Below are 22,814 nucleotides of genomic sequence, written 5' to 3'. Positions count from 1 at the left end.
TGTTATGATGGAATTTAATAAAGCATACGATCGGAACGGGTTTGTAAAGTTCCTGCAAAATGAATTTCTGCCGGAGGATGTTTCCTTTGCGATTGAGCCGGAAGCGGAGATACAACAAGGAACAAAATACATTAAGGCGATTACGCGACTGGGAGCTTGCCCGTCGCTCAAACTGGCGGTGTACGAAGCGACTCATACCTCCGCGAACGATGCTCGTGTCGGCTTGTCGAAGGAGATATTCCGCTTTATGGCGAACAAGCGCGAACGCAAGGCCTTGGTGCTGTTCGTGCCGGAGAACGACAACACGAACTATCGTTTTTCGCTCATATCCATCGAACTGAACGAAACGGAGACCGGAGGCGTCAAACGCACCTACTCCAATCCCCGCCGCTACTCCTACTATCTCGGCGAAGGCATCGCTTACTATACGCCGAACAAATACCTCAACGAGGCGGGCCGTGTCAAGGACGCAAAAGACCTGACGGAGCGGTTCTCCGTCGAGGTGCTTACAAAGGCATTCTATCAAGAGTTGTCTGATTGGTATGCTTGGGCCGTGCAACAAGTCCGCTTCCCCAATAAACTCGATGATCCTGCGGACGATGACAAGTTCAATGCCGAGAGCACCATTCGTTTGGTTACTCGTCTTATCTTCGTTTGGTTCTTGAAGCAGAAGCACCTGATTCCGGATGAGTTCTTCGACGAGCGATATATTGCAGACAATTTGTTGGAAAACTTCAATCCTAACGCAATGGTTGACCATTCCGAAAAATCCACCGAGAGCCGCTACTACAAAGCCATTTTGCAAAACCTTTTCTTTGCGATGCTCAACAGCCCCATAACGCAGGAGGGCAAAAGCGAACTCAGCGAACGGCACTTCCGTTCCGGTCGCGGAGACTACGACAACAACAAACTGATGCGTTACGAGGCGATGTTCAAGAACCCTCAACTGTTTGTCGATTTGGCAAACAAGACAATTCCGTTCCTGAATGGCGGTCTGTTCGATTGTCTTGATGACAAAGATAACGGAAACTATGTTGACGGTTTCTCGGACAGAAAAGAGGTTCAGAAATCGCTGATTGTCCCCGATTCTCTTTTCTTTGGCGAGGAGGCCGGCAAGAATATCGACCTGTCCGGATGGTATGGCAACAAGAAGAAAAAGAAGGTGTCGGTACGAGGTATCATAGATACACTCAAACGATACAACTTTACCGTCGAGGAGAATACGCCGTTCGACCAGGATGTGTCGCTTGACCCCGAATTGCTCGGTAAAGTATTCGAGAACCTGCTGGCCTCTTACAATCCGGAAACGCAGACAACGGCCCGCAAGCAGACCGGGTCATTCTATACTCCGCGCGAGATTGTGCAGTATATGGTCGACGAGAGCCTTGTCGCCCATTTGAAACGTACCGCCGGCGATGAATTGGAGCCGGAGTACCGCGCGCTGCTTCAATATACGGACGATGAAGTCGCCTTGACCGACGAGCAGAGAATGCGTATTATGCAATCGCTCTACGAGTGCAAGATTCTCGACCCCGCCTGTGGTTCGGGAGCATTCCCGGTCGGCATTCTGCAACAGATGGTGCATGTCCTCTCCCGCATCGACCCGAACAACGAGCGATGGAAGGAGATGATTCTCGACGAGGCCGCTGATGAAAGCCGCAACGCCTTTAAGGCGGAGACGCAGGAGGAGCGTCGGGAGCGGTTGCAGGATATCGAGCGGGCGTTCGATGAAAAACTCAACAATCCCGATTATGCCCGCAAACTCTACCTGATAGAGAACTGCATCTACGGCGTAGATATTCAGCCGATTGCTATTCAGATAAGCAAACTGCGCTTCTTTATTTCGTTAGTTGTCGACCAGCGCACGACCGATGACCCGGCATCGAATTTTGGCATTCGGCCGTTGCCGAACCTCGAAGCCAAATTTGTGGCGGCAAATACGCTGATACCATTGGCAAAGACCGATGGCAATTTGGGACGCACTCCCGAAATTGTGGCAACTGAAGAACGCTTAAAAGAGGTGAACCACAAAATTTTCAACGCCAAGACCGTCAAGACCAAACGCAAATGGAAAGAACAGCTGAAAGGATTGCGTTCAGAGTTGATTCAACAGTTATCCGATAACGGATTCTTCACCGATGATGCAGTAAATCAACTGGCATCGTGGAATATGTTCGACCAAAATGCCTCTGCCTCGTTCTTCGATGCCGACTGGATGTTCGGAGTTAAAGACGGATTTGATATAGTTCTTGGTAATCCGCCGTATAAAATTCTTACAAAGAATAATACCGATGCCCAATTATTAGACAAGTATTTGAATACATATCGGAGTATCAGAGGTGCAAATTCTAAGAACATCTTCACATTATTTATAGAAAAGTCAGTTGTATGCTTAACAAACAGCATTAATGCTGTAATTAGTTATATCGTACCTGAAGGATTATATAAAACACGTAGCTACAGTGAATGTGTAAATCTTATGGCCACTCATGGACAAACCACATCATTCGTTACATTTACAGATTATGTTTTTGAGAACGCTATTACCGGAAATGTAATTTTCGTATACCAAAAGGGAGTATATGATTATTCAACAAAAAAATATATTTACGTTGAAGGAGAAGGGTTTAGACCGTTAATTGAATATGATAATCCACTCATCGAAAAAATAATTAGAAATACAACGCCACTATCTGAAATAGCCAATCTATTCAAAGGAATGGTCATCAAAAATAGGGAGAGTGTACTGCACGATGCTAATGAGAATCAATCGCACAAGTTTATTCTTGGCAAAAATATGTCTAAGTGGCATATTAATTCTTATTATTATACAAATTATTCTAACCTTGAAATCATAGGCGGAACCAAGCGTATAGAGAAACATAATGTATATCCCCGTATCGTGATACGGAGAACAGGAAATGAATTGTGTTGTGCCAAATTAGAATGTCCTTGTTTAACAGAGAGTACATTATATTCATGTTGGCCAAAAAGTAAAGAATTAGATATCAATTATTTATATGGATTATTAAACTCCCGTTTACTTAATTATTATAATTACAACGAGAATATTACGAATCAACAGGGTTTCCCTCAAATATTAATGACAGATTTGCAATCATTACCCATAAAGGTTGCGAGTCAGCGACAAATTGCACAAATCGCTTCTGCTGTTAATAATATAGATGGTATGGTAAATGATTCGCATATAGACCTCCTCGTATATAGATTATACGATCTAACATATGACGAGGTTAAAATTATTGACCCCGCCACTCCCATAACTCGCGAAGAATACGAAAACTAATAAATGTTGATATGAAAGACAATATAAATGAAATTCATCCTAAAGTTTTTATATCCTACTCACATGATAGTGAAGAACATATAACTTGGGTTTCAAAACTTGCGACTCACTTAAGAAAACACGGAGTAGATGTTATTCTAGATCAATGGGATGTCCGTTTGGGAGATGATTTGCCATTTTTTATGGAACAAGGCTTAACAAATTCTCATTTAGTTTTATGCGTGTGCAGTGATAATTATACAGAGAAAGCAAATGCTAATAGAGGAGGTGTTGGATATGAGAAAAAAATACTTACAGCTGATTTAATGCAAGACAATTCTGTAAATCATATTATCCCAATCAAACGGAATAATCTAAATGGTCATATACCAACATTTTTCGGGGATGCATTATATGTAGACTTTAATGATGATAGCAAATACTTCGATTCATATAGCAAACTGCTTGCGCGGATTTATAATGAGGATATTGCCGCCAAACCGGCTTTGGGAGAGAATCCATATAGAAAAAGCAGTATAATATCTCAAGATATTAGCCGAAATCTTGAAATAGAGAATGTTAAATATTACAATCCTTTAATGTGCGGCAGTGTTTCATTTGACTATACCAGAAATGATCATGAATTTACAATAGGTTCCGGACTGTACCAATTTACTACACAATGGGATACAGCAGGAATGGGCTGTATATACTGTTACCGAGATAAAGTTAGAAGGCTTGGTTATAATGCATTATTATATACTGATTCTCCTCCCAAAGAAGAAATTACAAAATTCGATTTTAGTTCTCGATACAGAACTATAAATGAAGGTCAGATTGTTATTTTAGAAAACACTAATAATAAATTTGTTGCGATTAAAGTCACAAAGGTTTTTCGTAATAATGTGGATATAGACCATCTTTTAGAATTTGATTACCAAATATATAAGGATGTAGAATAAGAAATTTATACATATGGAAATAAACGATTTAGCAGATGTAATAGTAGAAGTCGATGTATTGAATAATTAGCACCGAGGTTTGGGTTTGATTTCAGAAAAGGATAGCATTATATGAATTATTTATAGGTTAAATAATGGACGACAATAAAATAATTATCTACCAAGACGACAACGAGACACATTAGGAAATCGCCAATGATCTGCTCGATTCGCATAAGAAAGGGATATCTGCTTATCGTGGCAGAACATTTATCCGTATCGGGCCAAGACGAGATATTGCCAGCGAAGCGGAAGAACGTCTCTTGACCGAACGCCGCACTGCGTATATGGCGACATTTGACGCGACGCCCTGTTTGGGAGCATCGCTCGATGACGTGGATTTGGACTATATCAAAGACACCTAATTGCCGTCGGTAGTTGATGCAGATCTGTTGAGCCAAGACAAGCGAGATATAAAAGAGCGGCGGCTAAGTCACTGGAATCCCTCTCGTGTTCCATTGACTTGGCGCCGTATCTCAATGGTTTTCCGGTCGGGTTTCAATGAGAGACGAACGGGGAGAGTAGGGCGCAAAGGGCGCATCTTTACGAGCCTTTATAAAAACTTTTATATATATATAAATTTACATCGTACTTACACAGTAAGATGAATATTTGTATATATATATTTTTTTAGCGGAGGTCTTGTTTTTGCGCCCTTTGCGCCCTGCTCCTGTTTAGGAAGGCGGAGTCTTTTCCGTCTTATCCTTTTGATCCTTAGTGTTTTCGGGTTTCTCCGGGTCGCTGTTCTCCTTCTCCTGCTCAGGGCGCAAAAAATTGGCTTTTACCTGTTCCGACGTGATCTCCGTGATCTCAAAAAGCCGTTTTTCCGGCGATTTCGTGAGCAAAAAAGCCTGTTTTTTCAGTACCTCGCTCGACGTAAGTAGACGGAAACGCGTCGGTGCGATACGTAAAAACGCTCTTGTTTTCGCCTTAATTTCGATCTGTATAAGATACCGTGGTGTGTCGAGACGCTCCGGCTCGCGGAAAGTAGGGGTGAAATGGTACAGATTTGTCCAGGAAAAATATTTTGAGAATTCTTGCGGATAAATCAAAATAATTCTTACCTTTGCACCCTGTAAAGATTAAGACTCTATTAGAATCTTCGTTTTTGTTCATGATGCTAGTTCAGAAAGGGAAGACACATAGCAGGAGTTGACTTAAATTTCGTATAATTTAAAAGAACAGTTAGAAATGTCTAGAGTTTGTCAAATTACTGGAAAGAGAGCGATGGTTGGAAACAACGTTTCTCACTCGAAGAGAAGAACGAAACGTAAGTTCAATGTCAACCTGTTTACGAAGAAGTTCTACTGGGTAGAACAGGATTGCTGGGTTAGCTTGAATATTTCTGCGGCTGGCTTACGCACGATCAATAAGTTAGGTTTGGATGCGGCTATCAAGATGGCGGTTGAAAAAGGTTATTTGAACGCATAAATTCGTGGAGGATATAGAAAATGGCAAAAAAAGCAAAAGGAAATAGAGTACAGGTAATCCTTGAGTGTACAGAGCACAAGGGGAGTGGAATGCCGGGTATGTCTCGCTATATCACTACAAAGAATAGAAAGAATACTACTCAGAGATTGGAGTTGATGAAATACAACCCGGTTTTGAAGAAGATGACGTTACACAAAGAAATTAAGTAATAGGAGATTTTAAACGATGGCAAAAAAAGCAGTTGCAACATTCAAAAAGGGTGACGGTCGTACTTATTCCAAAGTGATTAAAATGGTTAAGTCTCCGAAGACGGGCGCGTACATCTTCCAGGAAGAAATGATCCCTAACGAGGCGGTAAAAGATTATTTCGCTAAATAATCAAGTAGCGAATAATAAAGGATATAAGAGGCTTCTCTCCAATAAAGCGGAGGGAAGCTTTTTTTGTACCTGAACTTTTGAAACTTTTGAAAGTATAGTTGGTTACAAACAAAATATTTTCTTAATTTTGTTGAGCTAATTCGTAGAGATGGGGCAAATGGTAATTTGTATGAAACAATAAAATATAACAAGATAAAATATTAAAGCTATGAGATTCGATGTATCCAGCACTGCGCTATTATCACGTTTACAGTCTATAAGCAAGGTTATCGCTTCCAAGAACTCCTTACCGATTCTGGATAGCTTCCTTTTTAACTTAGAAGGAAATACACTTACCGTGACAGCTTCCGATGCCGAGACCCGGTTGGTGACTTCCGTAGACGTTATGAATGGCCAAGGTGCCGGACTCTTCGCGGTTTCCGCCAAGATCTTGCTCGATCCGCTGAAAGAGCTTCCAGAACAACCGCTTACTTTTGATATCAATGATGAGAACCTGGAGATTTTCATCCATTTCCAGAATGGTAAGTATAATTTTATCGGTCAGAAAGGGGACACATATCCGCGACAAAAGCCGTTGAATGATAACGCTATCTCTGTCTCGATGGACGCGCAGATGCTATTAAATGGCATCAGCCGTTCCTTGTTCGCCACGGCCGATGATGAGCTTCGCCCGGTAATGAATGGTATCTATTTCGATATCCATACGGATGATTTGACATTCGTGGCATCAGACGGGCATAAATTGGTCCGCTTGCGTAACTTGGCGGTGAAATCCCCGGAACGGGCCTCTTTCATTTTGCCGAAGAAGCCGGCTAATTTATTGAAGAATTTGTTGGCGAAGGAATCGGAACAGGTGTTGATTAAGTTTGATGATAACAACGCGTATGTTACTTGTGCGAGCTTCGAGATGGTCTGTCGTTTGATCGAGGGGCGTTACCCGAACTATAATAGTGTGATACCTCAAGAAAACCCGTTTAGGGTAACGATCGATAGAATCTCTTTCTTGAATGCCTTAAAGCGTGTTTCCGTCTTTTCCAATCCGGCGAGCAGCTTGGTGAAGTTGCACTTGAAGGATAACCTGATTACGGTTTCCGCCCAAGATATCGATTTCTCCACATCGGCGGAAGAGCGTATCGTTTGTCAGTTTGACGGGACGGAGTTAAGCATTGGCTTCAAAGCTACCTACCTGATCGAGATCCTTGGGAATATCAGCTCGGAAGAGGTTATATTAGAATTGGCGGATCCTTCACGTGCCGGCTTGATCATTCCCTCCGAGAATGATGAGGACGAGGATTTGCTCATGTTGCTGATGCCGATGATGTTGAATGACTAATACATAAACAATGCAATTAAACCTAAGGAACCCGCTGGTCTTTTTTGATTTAGAGACCACGGGTATAAATATAGTGAAGGATCGTATCGTAGAGATCTCCTACGTGAAAGTCTTCCCGAATGGGAAAGAAGAAACGAAGACACGCCGGGTGAATCCCGGTATGCCTATTCCCCCCGAATCCACCGCTATTCATGGCATAACCGATGAGGATGTAAAAGATTGTCCGACCTTCAAGGAAATCGCCAAATCGTTGGCCGCCCAGATCGAGGGCTGTGATTTAGCCGGATATAATTCCAACCGTTTTGATATACCCATGCTTGCCGAGGAGTTCTTGCGCGCGGATGTGGATATCGATTTGAATCGGCGCAAATTTATCGATGTACAGACCATTTTCCATAAGATGGAGCAACGTACGTTATCTGCCGCTTATAAATTCTATTGCGATAAAAGTTTGGAGAACGCTCATACGGCTGAGGCTGACGCGTTGGCTACGTATGAGGTGTTGAAAGCGCAGCTGGATCGCTATCCGGATTTGAAGAACGACGTAGCCTTCCTTTCCCGATATTCCTGTTACTCGAATAATGTGGACTTCGCCGGACGCATGGTTTACAATGACAAAGGCGAGGAAGTTATTAACTTCGGTAAGTATAAAGGCCGTTTGGTAACGGAGATCCTGAAGTTGGATCCGGGTTATTATTCTTGGATCATGAATGGCGATTTCCCGTTGAATACGAAGAAAATGCTGACAGAGATCCGTTTGAGAGGCTTTAATTCAAAATAAGGCGATGAATAATTTTGAGTTTTGCGATCCTGTAAAGGTTGTGTTCGGCAAAGGAGCGATTGCCCGTTTGTCCGCGTTAATGCCAGAGGGGAGTAAGATCCTGATGGTATACGGCGCGACGGTAGCATTAAGAAAAGTTGTAGTGAGGTGACGCGCCGCGTCTCTATGGGCAAGGATAAATGGATTCGATTATATGACATTGAAAGATAAACATATTGTATTCGGGATTACGGGGAGCATAGCTGCGTACAAAGCCGCTTATATCATCCGGGGACTGGTGAAAAAAGGAGCCGAGGTACAGGTGGTTATCACGCCGTCCGGAAAAGAGTTTATCACTCCGCTTACGTTATCGACGTTGAGCAGCCATCCTGTGATCAGTGAGTTTTTTTCCAATAGGGATGGTACATGGAACAGCCATGTGGATCTGGGGCTTTGGGCGGATGCCATGCTGATCGCTCCGGCTACCGCTTCCACGATCGGTAAGATGGCGAACGGAATCGCCGATAATATGCTGATAACTACTTATCTTTCTTGCAAAGCCCCTGTATTCGTGGCTCCGGCCATGGATTTGGATATGTTCGCTCATCCGAGTACCCAACAGAATCTGGAACGCTTGCGTTCGTTCGGCAACCGGATTATCGAACCTGCCGAAGGGGAATTGGCAAGCCATTTGGTTGGTAAAGGCCGGATGGAAGAACCCGATAAGATTATCGAGGTCTTGGAAGACTTCTTTACCGCTCAAAAAGATCTTGAAAAAAAAAAGATCCTGATAACAGCAGGTCCGACATATGAAAAGATAGATCCCGTACGTTTTATAGGGAACTACTCTTCCGGTAAGATGGGGTTTGCTTTAGCGGAAGCGTGTGCGGAGAGAGGGGCGGAGGTGACTTTGGTCGCCGGTCCGGTCTCTTTGGAAACCCATTGTCCGGGTATCCGACGAGTCGATGTAGAGTCTGCGGGGGAGATGTATCAAGCGGCGATGACCGCGTTCCCGGGTAGCGATGCTGCTATATTATGTGCCGCTGTCGCCGATTACCGCCCGGAGAACGCTTCCGAGCAGAAAATCAAACGGGAAGCTGAGGGAGAAATGACGCTCCATTTGGTTCCGAACCCGGATATCGCCGCCTCTTTGGGCGCGATCAAGCGGGAGGGACAGGTCATGGTGGGTTTCGCCTTGGAGACGAACGACGAGGCCACTCACGCCGAAGGTAAACTGAGGCGGAAAAATCTCGATTTCATCGTGTTGAATTCTTTGCGAGACCAAGGAGCCGGTTTCCGTTGCGACACCAACAAGATCACGATTATCGACAATGCCGGAGGAGTAACGAGCTATCCGCTCAAAACGAAGCGGGAGGTAGCCTCTGATATTGTAAATAAGTTGGTAACATTATTGAAATGAGAAAAGTAAGAAGACTGTTTTATCTATTCATGCTTTGCGCCGCTCCTTTTTGCGGGAAGACGCAAGAGTTGAACGCCCGTATTACGGTGAACGGAGACAAGATCGCGACCGCTAACAAGCAAATCTTCACGACCTTGCAGAACTCCTTGACGGAGTTCGTGAATAACCGGAAATGGACGGATGCCACGTTTGCCGTCAATGAGAAGATCGATTGTACGATGACGATCATCGTGAATGAATTGGATGAGACGAACTTCAAGAGCGAGATCCAGATACAAGCCCGCCGTCCGGTCTATAATTCCAGTTATACAACTACTCTTTTGAATTTCCGGGACCAACAGTTGGATTTTGAATATACGGAGGGCGAGCCGTTGGACTATAACTCAAATACGCTGACCAGCAATCTTACGGCCACGATCGTGTTTTATGTCTATGTGATCTTGGGACTTGATTTTGATAGTTTCGCCCCGAAAGGAGGGACTACTTACATACAACAGGCCCAGCAAATCGTGAACATGGCCCAGTCCGAGATGTCGTGGACAGGCTGGAAAGCGTTTGATAGCAACCAGAACCGCCATGCCGTAGCGACCGCCTTGCAAGATAACGCATCCGACGCTTTCCGGGAAATGTGGTACACGTATCACCGGAAAGGACTCGATGAAATGGCGGCAAATCCGGATCGCGGACGTACGACAATCATCGGGGCGCTTCCCGCCTTGCAGGAGGTGAAGAAAGCCCGGCCTACCTCCGTACTCCTGCAAATGTTCGCCGACGCTAAATTGGATGAGGTGATCGCGATTTATTCGAAAGCGACCACGCAAGAGCGGCAAGAGGGCTATAAGATGCTGTTCGAGATCTATCCCGCGCAATCCACTCGCTTGGAGGCGCTTCAAAAACCAGTAAGGTAAAATAGTTATGTTGAAATCCTTGTTTATACAGAACTTTGTCTTGATAGACAATTTGGATATCCGCTTTGATACAGGTTTCTCGGTGATAACGGGTGAGACCGGAGCGGGAAAGTCTATTATATTAGGTGCCTTATCGTTGGTGCTTGGACAACGTGCGGATGGCAAGAGTATAAAGGAAGGTTCGGATAAATGTGTGATCGAGGCTGTATTTGATGTCTCAAAATATCAGTTGGAGCCTTTCTTCTTAAGTAATGACCTTGAGTACGACGCCGATAGCTGTATCTTGCGTCGGGAGCTTTATGCCTCCGGCAAATCCCGCGCTTTTGTCAATGATTCTCCGGTTTCCCTTACGAGCTTAAAGGAGCTGGGAAGCCGTCTGATCGATATTCATTCGCAGCATCAGAACCTGTTGTTGGGTGATAACCGTTTCCAGCTGAAAGTGATCGATGTAATGGCCGAGAATGAGATCTTGCTCATTCTTTATAAGAAGGAATTTACCCGTTATCAGGCGTTGCGAAGGGAACTGAAAGATTTAAAGGATAAGGCGGTCCAGAGCAAGCAGGAGGAAGACTATATCCGTTTTCAACTGGAACAATTGGACGAAGCCAACCTTCAACCGGATGAGCAGGAGGAGTTGGAGCAAGAGCAAGAAACGCTCTCGCACGCGGAGGAGATCAAAAGCGCCCTATATAAGGTGACCGAACTCTTGGACGGCGAGGAGCAAGGTGCCGTCCAAATACTCAAGGAAGCCCTTTCCACCGTGGATTCCTTGGAAAGGTATTTCCCGAAAGCCCAGGCGATCGCCGAGCGAATCCGCTCGGCTTATATCGACTTGAATGATCTGGCTTCCGAGACAGGTGTCTTAAAGGAGGATGTGGAATTTAACCCGGAACGGCTGGAGTGGGTGAATGAACGCTTGAATACCCTTTATACGCTTCAGCAAAAACATCGTGTCTCTACCGTGGGGGAATTGATCGCTATACGGGATCAATACCAAAAGCAATTGCGCGCGATCGATTCCTTCGATGAGCAAATCGATTTGTTAGAAAGCCAATTGGATGCCTCTTACAAAGAATTGCTTCAACAAGCCTCCGTGCTTAGCGAGCAGCGTAAGGTCGCTTCTACGGCTATGGCCTCGCGGTTGGTCGAGATGATTATTCCGTTGGGGATGCCGCATACCCGTTTCCGTGTGGACATCCTTCCCCGCAAAGAGCCGGAGAGCGATGGAATGGACGATATCCGATTTATGTTCTCCGCCAATAAGCGCGCGGAATTGCAGCCGGTCGCCCAAACCGCTTCCGGAGGTGAGATCTCCCGGTTGATGCTCTGCATCAAGGCCATGATTGCCGGGTTCACCGCTTTACCTACCATTATCTTCGATGAGGTAGATACGGGCGTATCGGGCGATATCGCCGATAAAATGGGTGATATCATGCAAGAACTCGGAACAAAGATGCAAGTCATCGCGATCACCCACTTGCCTCAAATCGCGGCGAAGGGGCAAGCTCATTATTTTGTTTATAAGAAGGATACCGAAGATCGTACGCTGACCCGTATCAAGCGATTAGAGGGGGAGGAACGAGTGAACGAGGTGGCCCGTATGTTGAGCGGGGCTTCGTTGACAGAGGCTTCTCTTGCCAACGCGAAAGATTTGTTGGGCGTCAAGGATTAGACCTCTTCCTTTCGGGAATGTTACGCGACGTCACGCGAAGGTCGAGGGCTTGAATAACTGGTTAATTATCCTTACCTTCGCGGTGTTAATGGTTTCGCGTTGTATAAAGTATGAAAGAAAACGAGATGGTGTTTGGCATTCGTGCCGTGATTGAGGCCGTACAGGCTGATAAGGAGGTGGATAAGATCCTTGTGAAAAGGGATTTGCAAGGGGATCTGTCCAAGGAGTTGTTTGAGGTCCTGAGGGGCCGTGAGATACCGGTACAACGTGTCCCGGCTGAGCGCTTGGATCGTTTGACTCGAAAGAATCATCAGGGGGTGATCGCTTTTATGTCGGCGGTTACCTACCAGCGCTTGGAAGACATCATTCCTTTTGTGTATGAGCACGGGAAAGATCCTTTCATCGTATTGCTGGATGGGATTACGGATGTGCGTAATTTCGGCGCGATCGCCCGTACCTGCGAGTGCGCGGGGGTCGACGCGATCGTGATTCCCGCGAAAGGAAGCGTCTCGGTGAATGCCGACGCGATCAAGACCTCCGCCGGAGCCTTGCATGTGTTGCCGGTTTGTAAGGAGAAGAGTATCAACCAGGCGATCCGTTTCTTGCGACAAAGCGGGGTGAAGGTGTTTGCCGCCAGCGAGAAGGCGATGGAGAATTATACGGCGGTGAGGTATGAAGGGCCGGTAGCGATCGTGATGGGGGCGGAAGATACGGGGGTGTCCGCGGAGAACTTGCGCGCCTGCGACCAGATGGTGAAGATCCCGCAATTCGGAATGATCGGCTCCTTGAATGTATCCGTAGCCGCCTCGATTATGGCGTACGAGGTGGTTCGCCAGCGCATGAACGAGCGGCAATAATTATAGAATGTATATAACCATAGAATGTATATAAACCAGAGAAAGAGATGAAGAAAGTTATCGCTACAAAAAACGCTCCCGCCGCTATCGGTCCGTATAGCCAGGCGGTGCGGGTCGGTAATATGCTGTTCGCTTCCGGACAGCTGGGGATCGATCCTGCCACGGGGCTTTTCGTTGAGGGAGCCGTAAGGGAACAAACTGCCCAGGCGTTCAAGAATGTTCACGCGATCTTGGCGGAGGCAGGTTATAGTATCGACGATGTCGTAAAAACAACCGTGTTTTTAGCGGATATGGGTGACTTCGCCGCGATGAACGAGGTATACGCCTCTCAGTTCGAGGGCGCGTTTCCCGCACGTTCGGCGGTAGCCGTCAAGACACTGCCGAAGAATGGTTTGGTAGAGGTCGAGGTGATCGCCGTGAAAGACTGATATTTTTTTTTCATAGTTAAGAGTCTTGGTTAATTTCGATAAGGCTGATCGTGAGATTCGCCTTATCGCTCTTTAGGCCTCTGTCCGAATAGTTTCTCGATCAGATCCTTCCGTCCCATCTTTCGCAATACTTGCGTGATCTGATATCGCGACTCGGGTTTATACCAGAAGAAGAACTGGCGTTGCGCCAGCTTCTGTTCTTTCGATCGGGCCGTATATACTCTCTCCAACGTATAAGGATGGTATCCGGTATAATACATCTCCGTGGCCAACGTCATCGGCGTAGGCGTGAAGTCTTGTACCTGCTCCAGCTGGAAATGCAGGCGCTTGGTGATCACCGCCAGCTCCGCCATGTCCGCCTCGGTACATCCCGGATGGCTGGAAATGAAGTAGGGGATGAGCTGCTGGTTCAGCCCGTACCGCCGGTTTACCTCGTCGAATATCCGCTTGAACTGTCCGAATTGCGAGAAGGAGGGTTTACGCATCTGTCTCAACACCTCGTCTTGCGTATGCTCCGGGGCCACCTTCAGGCGACCGGATACGTGGCGGGCGATCAATTCCTCGGTATAGGTTTGGGCGGCCTTGTTTAAAGCCGCGTCCGCGTAACGGTGCAACAGCAGGTCATAGCGTACGCCGCTTCCGATAAACGACTTCTTGATCCCGGGAAGCCGGTCTACCGCTTTGTAGATATCCAGCAGCGGCGTATGATCCGCGTTCAGGTTCTTGCAAACGACGGGGGAGATGCAGGACGGTTTCTTGCATTGGGCGCAAATCCGCTCATCTTTGCCCTTCATCCGGTACATGTTGGCGGAGGGGCCTCCCAAATCGCTTAGATAGCCCTTGAAATCGGGCATCTCGGTAATCGCCCTCACCTCCCTCAAGATCGATTCCTTGCTTCGGGAGGCGATAAACTTCCCTTGATGCGCCGATATGGTGCAGAACGCGCATCCCCCGAAACACCCCCGGTGGATAGTGACCGAGAACTTGATCATCTCAAAAGCCGGTATCACCTTCCCTTTGTATTTGGGATGCGGCAGGCGGGTATAGGGCAGGTCGTAGGAGGCATCGATCTCCGCCTCCGTCATCGGCGGGAAGGGAGGATTCACCACGATCACCTGCTTCCCTACCTGCTGCAAGATCCGCGAGGCATCGTATTTATTGGATTCCTCCTCGATATGCCGGAAATTCTTCGCTTGTTTCAATTTGTCTTCCAGGCATTCCTCGTGCGAGAAGAGCACGATGTCGCCCTCGCGCGCGTCCGCCTTGTCTGTCAGGTAAACCGTTTGGCGGATCTCCTTGATCGCGTTGAAAGGGGTGCCGGACTTCAGGCGGCGCACCAACTCCTTGATCGGTTTCTCGCCCATGCCGTAGATCAGTAAATCGGCCGGGCTGCTGGCCAGGATCCCCGGTAACAGCTTGTCTTGCCAATAATCGTAATGCGTAAGCCGGCGCAGCGAGGCCTCGATGCTGCCCAACACGACGGGGACATCCGGATACAACGTTTTCAGTATTCTCGTATAGACGATGCTCGGGTAGTCCGGGCGCATCCCCGGACGCCGGTCCGGCGTATAGGCATCGTCGCTGCGCAACCGCTTGTTGGCCGTATAATGGTTGATCATCGAATCCATGGCGCCGGCCGATACGCCGAAGAAAAGCCGGGGAGCGCCCAGCTTCTTGAAATCCCGGTGATCGCCCCGCCAATCCGGTTGCGGCACGATCGCTACCCGTAATCCTTCCGCCTCCAATACGCGGCCGATCACGGCCGCCCCGAAAGAGGGATGGTCCACGTAGGCATCGCCCGAGAACAGGATCACGTCGAGGTAATCCCATCCCCGCGCCTCGACCTCTTTCTTCGTCGTGGGTAACCAATTCTCTAATTTGAATGTTCTCATAGCGCTAAGGAATCCCCGCTTGGCCGGCTTCGCTCCGGGAAGCGGGGATTCGAATAAATATCTTTATAAGGTACGTTCCGGGTACAAGGCTTCCCACCATTCCGGCTCATCTCTCAGCCATTTGGCGAACCACGCGTAGATGGTGTTCTGCCAGCCTATACGCTTCCGATAGCCCGCGATACCGTGATTCTCGCCATCCACCTGCACGAACTCCACGGTTTTCCCCAGGATCTTCAAGGCGGCGAACATCTGGATGCTTTCCCCGATGGGGACGTTCGTATCGGCGTTGCCGTGGAGCAACAGGAGCGGGGTGTTGATCTTATCGGCGTTGAACAGCGGGCTTTGCCGGGTAAAGAACTCAGGGGCGTTCCACGGATAGGTGCCCGCGTTCGCCACGGAGCAGTAGCCATATCCCCAGTAGCCCTCTCCCCAATAGCTGCTCAACGCGCTGATGCCGGCATGGCTGACGGCGGCGGCGAAAAGGTCCGTACGGGTTTGCAGGTATTGCGTCATGAAGCCGCCGTAGCTGGCGCCGATGCAACCGATTTTCTTCTCGTTCACGAACGGGTGCTCCCGGCAGAACAGCCGGGTGCCTTGGATGATCTCGTCGGCGGTCTGCTGGCCCCACGCGTTCACGTGGCGGGCGGCGAATTCCTGTCCGAAGCCCGTCGTCCCGCTGGGGTTCAAGGTGTAGACCACGTAGCCCAGGGCGGCGTACATGTGCATGGAGTAACGCGCCTCCAGCGCGCGGTTCGTCGGGGAGGTGCCGCCGTAGTAATAAACGATCATCGGATATTTCTTCTCCGGATCGAAATGAGGCGGGAGGTAATAACGGCCCTGGATCGTCGTCCCGTCATCCGACCGGAAGCTCCAGTCGTGTACCTCGCCCAGGACGACGTCTTTCAGTTTATCGCGCGAGAGATCGTACACCAGGCGGCTCTTCCCGCCTTTGAGGTCGTGGGCGTAAAGGCGGGAGGCGTTGGACGCGCTCTGCCCGTAGTAGAAGAGGAGCGGGGCGTTGTCGGCCAGCGCGTAGGAGAGGATGATATCCTCCGGGGCGGCTATGGGGCGGATCTTCCCGCTTGCCGGGTCGCAGGTATAGATCCGCTGATAATCCTCGTCCTCGCAGAGGATGTAGATTTGCCCGTCGAGGCGGTGCCATACGGCGTCGATCACGTTCGGGTCGAACTCCTTGGTGAGGGGGGAGGCCTCGCGGCTCGCCAGGTCGTAGAGGAATAGCTGCCCGTCGTACGAGTTGGAGATCTGTCCGGGTTTGAGGTTCCGTCCGATCCCGTCGAAGGCGTCGCCCGCCCCGGCTACCAGCAGCCGCTTGCCGTCGGGCGAGAAGGCGGCTTGGTTGATGTACGGGGCCTTTTCCCAGATCGTATCGACCGACAGGGTCTGCAGGTCCAGTCGGTAGAGGGAGTTGCGGGAGTGCGGCAGGGAGGTGTACACCCGGTCGGCGGTGCTGAACAGCAGGTAGCGGCTATCGGCGCTGATGTCCTGGATATACGTGCCCGTATGCCCGAAGGTGAGTCGCTCGTACAGACCGGTTCTCAGGTCGTAACGCCAGATGAGGGAGCGGTCGCGGAAGCCCGGGATACGGTCGGCCGGCTCTACGACCCGGATCAGCTCCGTCCCCTCCTTGGGGCCCTCCTCCTCTACGGTATAGAGGAGGGCGGACTCGTCGGGGGTGAACACGAACCGCCCTTCCGGAAGGTCCGGGGCCAATACCGTTTGCCGGCCGGTCGCCGGGTCTACGGTTACCAGCTCCGTGCCCTCCAGGCCGGCGCGGGTGTAATACAACCGGTCGCTCTCAGGCATCCACCGGGCGGTCGCGAGGAAACCGGCGTCTTGCGACAGGACCCGCCCGGTGGCGGCATCCATCAATTGCCCGTACGTCTCGCGCTTGCCTTCCGGGAAGCGGTTGACGTATTTCACCAGGGCGTACTTCCCGTCCGGCGAGAGGCTTACGCCTTGGAAGTCCTTTCCCTCCAGGATATCCAGGAGGGTGTAGCGCCTCTCCGGGTCCGGCGAGGCTACGACCTTCGCCGCCGCCTCGCTCTTGAAGGTGGCCTTCAGGCTGGGGGGGCAGGTGTCTCTCTTCGCCGCCAGGTATTTGACGACTACTTGGTAGCGGCGGGGCTCCAGCGCCAACTCGGAGGTGGCTTCGACCGGCTTGCCGTCGACGAATACCTCGAACGCCCCGGGGCCCGATACCTCGAGTCTCCCTTTCACGTACCGGTCGCTGTTCAGGAAGAACGCGAGCAGATGCAGGGCGTAGCCCTCCCGCGGGGCGGCGAAGGTGATCGCGCCTGTCGTCGTGTCGGCGTCGAGTACCGCGGCGTTCGCGAGCGTCCGCCCGAACGGCAGGGTCGCTTTCAATAGATGCCTCGCCTCGAAAGGCTTTCCATTCACGTCGAGGCTGTCCGCCAGGACCGGCGGGTTGACCGCGAACGGGCCCGCGTGGCGGAACCGCGTCACCTTCACCGCCTCCAGGGCGGAAAGCGAGAGGGCGGAAAGCAGCAACACGGGGATTAAGTTCATTTTTCTGTTCATATAGGTAATGAGTTTAGGATAAATAGTCTCGCGTACGCCGCGAAGCGGCCCGGCATCCGGCGGGATTCAGGCTAGGGGCCCTTCCCATACGAAACAGTCGCCGAAGAGGGGTTCCTCCTTGAGATGGGTCGGTTCGCCGAACAGGCCGAACACGGAGGATCCGGAGCCGGACATGGCGGCATACAAGGCGCCCCGCTCGTAGAGGGTATCCTTGATCCGCCCGATCCGGGGATGTCTCGCGAACACGCTCCGCTCGAAATCGTTCACCATCCGCCCTTCCCACTCGGATACCGGCAGTCGGACGATCGTTCTCAGGGAGCTCTCCGGCGCGGCGGGTGTCACCATCGAATAGGCCTCGGGGGTGGAGACGGCCACATCCGGTTTCACCAGGCACAGGTGATACGCCTCCAGGGAGAGCTCCACGGGCTCGAAGCGGTTTCCCGTGCCGGTCGCGAATACCGGCCTGTTCCGGATAAAGAACGGGCAATCGGCCCCGATGGTGGAGGCGATCGCCTCCAGCTCGTCCGGCTGGAGGCCCAGGCCGCCGAAATCATTGACCAGCCTCAGCATGAAGGCGGCGTCGGCGGAGCCTCCCCCAAGCCCGGCGCCAAAGGGTATCGCCTTCAGCAAGTGGATCTCCAGCGGGGGGATCTCGTACCTCGCCCTCAGGGCGTCCAGCGCTTTGAGGACGAGGTTCTTCTCCGGGGGCGCGTCTACCGGGATTCCGGTTTGCGCGAGGCGGGTCCGGTCCGAGGCGACGACCTCGAGGGCGTCTCTCACGGGGATCGGGTAGAAGATGGTCTCTATGTCGTGATAACCGTCCGGCCGTTTGCTCACCACGTTCAGGCCCAGGTTTATCTTCGCGTTCGGGAAACAGATCATAGCATGTAATGTTTGTTGATGTGATACGCGAAGATAAGAAGATATCCTTAAAAATGTTCCGTCTACCGGCAAACGATCACTCGCCGGCGCTTTGATGTTATCCGATTAAAAAACGGGATAACGGAAAACCGGTTTTTTATTTATATATTCGCGTTCGGGATAACAGCGGAGCGCTCCGACGTTATCCCGAAAATTGTAGGGATAACAAAATAGGGGTTGGATGATAACCGGATATAAATCGGGTAAACAAATGATTATATGACAGACGAACACAAGGAGAGACACATCGTAAAGGATCGTTGGTATGGGCGGCGGAAGGGTCGCGTGCCGAAAGAGCGGCTCTTCGCGGGCAAGCCGCAATTCACGTTGGACGATCTCTACATCTCGCCGCTGGCCTTCCGGAGGCGATACACCGATGAGGGGGTGGTGGAGTATATCCCCGTGGAGCGGGAGCTGTCGCCCTCCGGGGTGGAGGTGATGGACGCTTACGTGCGCCGGCTCACGGCGGGAGAGAGTGACCTGGGCAAGTTCTGCGAGGGCTACGGCGCGCGCACGGGCGACATGGACTCGCTCTGCTTCCTGCTCACCGGGATGTCGGGGGCGGAGTTCCGCCTACGCTACATGGGGCGCCTGGCGGACGACCTGTTGCGCTACACCTCCCTGACACTCGACGAGGTGGCCCGCCGCTCCGGCCACGGCACGCGCGTCAACCTTTTCCTCGCCTACAAGCGCGACCATGGGATCAGTCCCCTCGAACGCCGCCACCAGCTGCGCGCCTCCCCGGCCGACGAGGATCGCTTCCGGCCGGCGTGACGACGCGCGGTCCCGCGTCAGGCGCCGGGTTCCGGCCGCCGCTTCCCCTTGGGCGATCACTCGGCCCCGGCCCTGTCCGCGTCCCCCTGGATGTTGGGGCGCTCAAGGCCGTAGCCCTTGATCCGGTCCTCGCGTCTCAGCGCCAGGGCGATGAGGAGGGCGAGCACGCCGAAGCCGGTGAAGACGGCCATCGGTATCGTATAGTCGTAGGCCGGCTTGCCCGTGCCGTTGTCGATCTTGCAATAGGTGTCCAGCAGCCAGCCGATCAGCAGGGGTACCATGCTCAGGCCGATGTTCTGCACCCAGAAGATCAGGGCGTAGGCCGTGCCCAGCTGCTTCTCCGGGATGATCTTCGGGACCGACGGCCACATCGCCGACGGGACCAGGGAGAACGCGATGCCCAACACGATCATCACGATCGTGGCGAACCACCATTGGTTCAAGACCGGGAGCGTGAACAGCGAGTGCACGCCGATCAGCATCAAGGCGCCGAAGATCATGATCGTCGCCCCCTTGCCCTTGCGGTCGTACAGGTTGCCGAAGAACGGCGTCAGGAAGATCGTGCCGAAGGGCAGGATCGCCGGGATGTTACCCGCCAGCTCCGGATCCACGTTGTATTTATTGACCATCAGGTCGGTCGCGTATTTCAAGAAGGGGAATACGGCCGAGTAGAACAACACGCAAAGCAGGGCGATCAGCCAGAAGCCCCTGTTGGCGACGATCGATACGATATCCCTCAGGCGGAAAGGCTCCTCCTCCTCCCCGGCCGGGCCGCCGGCGTCGGTCGAGGCGTCCAGCTTGCGGTCCATCACGCAAAACACGAGGAAGGCGATCAAGCCGACGCACAACAGGCAAAGGCACAGCAAGACCGGGGCGGAGATGCTGCCGAAGTACTTGGCGAAGGGAACCGTGACAGACAGCGCCAAGGCCGTACCCAAACGGGCCGTGGCCATCTCCAGGCCCATCGCCAGCGCCATCTCCTTCCCCTTGAACCACCGTACGATGATCTTGGATACCGTGATGCCGGCGGTCTCCACGCCGACTCCGAAGAGCGCGTACCCGAGGGCGGCCACCATCACCCGCGCCTTCCATCCGAAAAGCGTTCCCTCCATCGTGAACGCGTCCGAGATGGCGTAATACTTGATGGAACAACCGATGATCATCAAGATGCAGGACGCGACACCCGTGAAACGGACGCCCATCTTATCCAGGACGATACCCCCGATAATCAACATGAAAAGAAATACGTTGAACCAGCCGTAGGCGCTGGTGAACCAGCCATACTCCGTACTCGTCCAGCTTAGCTGTTCCTCCAGCATCGGTTTGAGCGGAGCCATCACATCCGTAAGGAAGTATCCGCAAAGCATCGTGAACGCCGCCAGGGCGAGCACGCTCCATCGTGCGACCTTCGAGTCGCTGAGTCTCTGATGTATTCGTTCTGTCATGGTATTTGTTTTATGGAATTGAATGATTTATGGAATCGCGTTATTTGTATTCGTCTTCTTTCATGAACAAGGGGAGCGCGTCCGCCACGACAAACGTACTGCCTCCGATGAAGACCAGGTCTTCCTCGCGGGCCCTTCCCAGCGCCATCCCGACCGCGTCTCCCACCGTGTCGCAAACGGTGCCGGACAGTCCGCGCCGCCTGGCTCTCTCGGCGAAATCCCCCGCGGGCATCGCTCGCTCCACGGAGGCCTGCGTGAAGAAGTAGCAGGCCTCTTGGGGCATCAAGGCGAGCACGCCGTCCACGTCCTTGTCGTTTGCCATGCCGACGATCATATAGATCCGCCTGTAATATTGGCGCAATACCTTCAGGTGCTCCGCCAGATGCTTCCAGCCGCCCACATTGTGCCCCGTGTCACAGACGACGGTCGGGTGCGTCCGCAGGGTTTGCCAGCGTCCCATCAATCCCGTCAGCCGGGTCACGTGCCCGAATCCCTCATGGACAGCCTCGGGCAGGATGTCCACGCCGCACGCCTCGCGGAGCAGGTGCAGGGCGGAGAATACCGTGATGGCGTTGAATTGCTGCGCCTCGCCGGCGAGCTCGCCGATCACCTCGCCATACTCCACCGAGGGGAATTTCCAGTGCCGCGAAGACAACGACGCGGTCCCCTCCAGCATCCCCAGGTTCAAGGCATAGTGGAAAGGCGCCTTGGCTTCCCGGGCCGCGCTCCGGAAAACCTCGAAAACCGAGTGTTTCTCCGCCAATCCCAGGAGTACCGGCACGCCCCTCTTGATGATGCCGGCCTTCTCCGCCGCGATCTTCTCCACCGTGTCTCCCAGGAATCGCGTATGATCCAGGCTGATATTCGTGATGATACTCAAGATCGGGGTGATGATGTTCGTGCTGTCCAGACGGCCGCCCAGCCCGGCCTCGATCACCGCGTAATCCACCCGCTGGTCGCGGAAATACTCGAAAGCCATGCTGGATGTCAACTCGAAGAAGGAGGGCTGGAGAGGCTCGAAGAAAGCGCGATGACGCTCGATGAAATCGGCCACGTAATCTTGGGAGATCTTTTTCCCGTTCACCCGGATGCGTTCCCGGAAGTCCACCAGGTGGGGCGAGGTATAAAGCCCGACCTTGAAACCGGATTGCCGGAGAATGGCCGCCAGCAGATGGCTGACCGAGCCTTTGCCGTTTGTCCCGGCCACATGGATGGTCTTATAGGCCTTATGCGGATTCCCCAGATAATCGTCCAGGGCGATACTTGTACCGAGACCGGGTTTGTAAGCGGAAGCTCCGCTGTGTTGGAAGACCGGGACGCGGGTATACAGATAGTGTAGCGTTTCCTCGTATGTCATGTTTTTGTGAATTAAATGCCGCGAATGTAGTCAAATTTATTCATACCTTCGCGACCTGTTTACAAAAAGGAGCGAAAAGAAAATGGAAACACAACGTATTACCTATACGCCTCAAGGAGGCGTTTGTTCGAAGTTGATGGAGATCGACGTGAAGGATGGCGTGATCGAGAACGCGCGGGTCGTAGGCGGCTGCCACGGCAACGGGCAAGGCGTGTGCGCCTTGCTGAGAGGCATGCGCGTCCAAGACGCGATCGACCGCCTGTCCGGCATCGATTGTCACGGAAGGGGGACGTCATGCCCGGACCAGATGGCGCGGGCGTTGAGGCAATTGTAACTGACGCGCGCGGCCCGGTGACAAAGACACGCGGGCCGCGCGCGTTGAAGAAAGAGTC

Annotated in this window: 20 protein-coding genes and 1 pseudogene; 15 read left to right on the top strand and 6 right to left on the bottom strand. The window is 51.6% G+C overall.

What is annotated here, in order from left to right:
• The first annotated feature begins 4 nt into the window (after positions 1–4).
• Entirely contained in the window at positions 5–3,307 is a 3,303-nt protein-coding gene (locus G7Y39_RS06850) for a TaqI-like C-terminal specificity domain-containing protein (protein WP_241159971.1), read from the top strand.
• Positions 3,308–3,318: 11 nt separating this feature from the next.
• Positions 3,319–4,248, top strand: coding sequence for a toll/interleukin-1 receptor domain-containing protein (locus G7Y39_RS06845; RefSeq protein ID WP_165156351.1), 930 nt, complete (start codon positions 3,319–3,321; stop codon positions 4,246–4,248).
• Between the two features lie 713 nt (positions 4,249–4,961).
• Here G7Y39_RS06845 and G7Y39_RS06840 read toward each other — a convergent pair.
• A complete protein-coding gene (locus G7Y39_RS06840; RefSeq protein WP_165156349.1) occupies positions 4,962–5,132 on the bottom strand; it encodes a hypothetical protein in 171 nt (56 codons plus the stop codon).
• Positions 5,133–5,478: 346 nt separating this feature from the next.
• Here G7Y39_RS06840 and rpmB point away from each other — a divergent pair, with 346 nt between their 5' ends.
• The 11 genes and pseudogenes from rpmB (at position 5,479) to G7Y39_RS06790 (ending at position 13,474) form a co-directional block, all read left to right on the top strand.
• Positions 5,479–5,718, top strand: a complete 240-nt coding sequence (gene rpmB / locus G7Y39_RS06835; protein ID WP_165156347.1) for a 50S ribosomal protein L28 — start codon at positions 5,479–5,481, stop codon at positions 5,716–5,718.
• A gap of 20 nt (positions 5,719–5,738) precedes the next feature.
• Positions 5,739–5,927 carry a 50S ribosomal protein L33 gene (gene rpmG, locus G7Y39_RS06830; protein WP_165156345.1) on the top strand — a complete coding sequence of 63 codons (189 nt, stop codon included), beginning with the start codon at positions 5,739–5,741 and terminating at the stop codon, positions 5,925–5,927.
• A gap of 16 nt (positions 5,928–5,943) precedes the next feature.
• Complete coding sequence (locus G7Y39_RS06825) at positions 5,944–6,096, top strand: DUF4295 domain-containing protein (protein ID WP_005638125.1); 153 nt, start codon at positions 5,944–5,946, stop codon at positions 6,094–6,096.
• A 208-nt stretch (positions 6,097–6,304) separates the two neighbouring features.
• Positions 6,305–7,429, top strand: coding sequence for a DNA polymerase III subunit beta (dnaN, locus tag G7Y39_RS06820; RefSeq protein WP_165156343.1), 1,125 nt, complete (start codon positions 6,305–6,307; stop codon positions 7,427–7,429).
• A 10-nt stretch (positions 7,430–7,439) separates the two neighbouring features.
• Complete coding sequence (locus G7Y39_RS06815; RefSeq protein WP_165156341.1) at positions 7,440–8,210, top strand: 3'-5' exonuclease; 771 nt, start codon at positions 7,440–7,442, stop codon at positions 8,208–8,210.
• Positions 8,211–8,214: 4 nt separating this feature from the next.
• Positions 8,215–8,348 (top strand): annotated as a pseudogene (locus G7Y39_RS13875) (NADH-dependent alcohol dehydrogenase); the annotation flags it as partial.
• Positions 8,349–8,403: 55 nt separating this feature from the next.
• Positions 8,404–9,609, top strand: a complete 1,206-nt coding sequence (coaBC, locus tag G7Y39_RS06810) for a bifunctional phosphopantothenoylcysteine decarboxylase/phosphopantothenate--cysteine ligase CoaBC (RefSeq protein ID WP_165156339.1) — start codon at positions 8,404–8,406, stop codon at positions 9,607–9,609.
• The gene (locus tag G7Y39_RS06805) at positions 9,606–10,517 is read left to right on the top strand and encodes a DUF4835 family protein (RefSeq protein WP_165156337.1); all 912 of its coding nucleotides are present in this window, start codon (positions 9,606–9,608) and stop codon (positions 10,515–10,517) included. Before coaBC ends, G7Y39_RS06805 begins: the two co-directional genes overlap by 4 nt.
• A 7-nt stretch (positions 10,518–10,524) precedes the next feature.
• Positions 10,525–12,189 (top strand): DNA repair protein RecN, encoded by a 1,665-nt coding sequence (gene recN / locus G7Y39_RS06800; protein ID WP_165156335.1) that lies wholly within the window; start codon positions 10,525–10,527, stop codon positions 12,187–12,189.
• A 110-nt stretch (positions 12,190–12,299) separates the two neighbouring features.
• Positions 12,300–13,046, top strand: coding sequence for a 23S rRNA (guanosine(2251)-2'-O)-methyltransferase RlmB (gene rlmB, locus G7Y39_RS06795; protein WP_165156333.1), 747 nt, complete (start codon positions 12,300–12,302; stop codon positions 13,044–13,046).
• A gap of 47 nt (positions 13,047–13,093) precedes the next feature.
• The gene (locus G7Y39_RS06790) at positions 13,094–13,474 is read left to right on the top strand and encodes a RidA family protein (protein ID WP_165156331.1); all 381 of its coding nucleotides are present in this window, start codon (positions 13,094–13,096) and stop codon (positions 13,472–13,474) included.
• Between the two features lie 62 nt (positions 13,475–13,536).
• Here the strand turns inward: G7Y39_RS06790 and G7Y39_RS06785 are convergent, their stop codons facing one another.
• The 3 genes from G7Y39_RS06785 to ispE all read right to left on the bottom strand — a co-directional run bounded on the left by G7Y39_RS06785 (position 13,537) and on the right by ispE (position 18,807).
• On the bottom strand, positions 13,537–15,366 hold the full coding sequence (locus tag G7Y39_RS06785) for a YgiQ family radical SAM protein (RefSeq protein WP_165156329.1): 1,830 nt from the start codon (positions 15,364–15,366) through the stop codon (positions 13,537–13,539).
• A gap of 63 nt (positions 15,367–15,429) precedes the next feature.
• Positions 15,430–17,925 carry a prolyl oligopeptidase family serine peptidase gene (locus G7Y39_RS06780; protein WP_165156327.1) on the bottom strand — a complete coding sequence of 832 codons (2,496 nt, stop codon included), beginning with the start codon at positions 17,923–17,925 and terminating at the stop codon, positions 15,430–15,432.
• Positions 17,926–17,991: 66 nt separating this feature from the next.
• Positions 17,992–18,807, bottom strand: coding sequence for a 4-(cytidine 5'-diphospho)-2-C-methyl-D-erythritol kinase (gene ispE / locus G7Y39_RS06775; protein WP_165156325.1), 816 nt, complete (start codon positions 18,805–18,807; stop codon positions 17,992–17,994).
• A 258-nt stretch (positions 18,808–19,065) separates the two neighbouring features.
• On the opposite strand from ispE, the gene G7Y39_RS06770 reads away from it, so the two are divergent.
• Positions 19,066–19,620 (top strand): hypothetical protein, encoded by a 555-nt coding sequence (locus G7Y39_RS06770; RefSeq protein ID WP_165156323.1) that lies wholly within the window; start codon positions 19,066–19,068, stop codon positions 19,618–19,620.
• Between the two features lie 56 nt (positions 19,621–19,676).
• Here the strand turns inward: G7Y39_RS06770 and G7Y39_RS06765 are convergent, their stop codons facing one another.
• Together G7Y39_RS06765 and G7Y39_RS06760 are read right to left on the bottom strand one after the other, a co-directional pair.
• Positions 19,677–21,065, bottom strand: coding sequence for an MFS transporter (locus G7Y39_RS06765; protein ID WP_165156321.1), 1,389 nt, complete (start codon positions 21,063–21,065; stop codon positions 19,677–19,679).
• Positions 21,066–21,105: 40 nt separating this feature from the next.
• Positions 21,106–22,422 carry a folylpolyglutamate synthase/dihydrofolate synthase family protein gene (locus tag G7Y39_RS06760; protein WP_165156319.1) on the bottom strand — a complete coding sequence of 439 codons (1,317 nt, stop codon included), beginning with the start codon at positions 22,420–22,422 and terminating at the stop codon, positions 21,106–21,108.
• A gap of 82 nt (positions 22,423–22,504) precedes the next feature.
• On the opposite strand from G7Y39_RS06760, the gene G7Y39_RS06755 reads away from it, so the two are divergent.
• Positions 22,505–22,756, top strand: a complete 252-nt coding sequence (locus tag G7Y39_RS06755; RefSeq protein ID WP_165156317.1) for a TIGR03905 family TSCPD domain-containing protein — start codon at positions 22,505–22,507, stop codon at positions 22,754–22,756.
• Positions 22,757–22,814: the final 58 nt, after the last annotated feature.

Origin of the sequence: Parabacteroides sp. ZJ-118 (genome assembly GCF_011038785.1) — a bacterium.
GTDB lineage: Bacteria > Bacteroidota > Bacteroidia > Bacteroidales > Tannerellaceae > Parabacteroides.
This window is presented reverse-complemented; position numbering and strand designations above follow the sequence as displayed.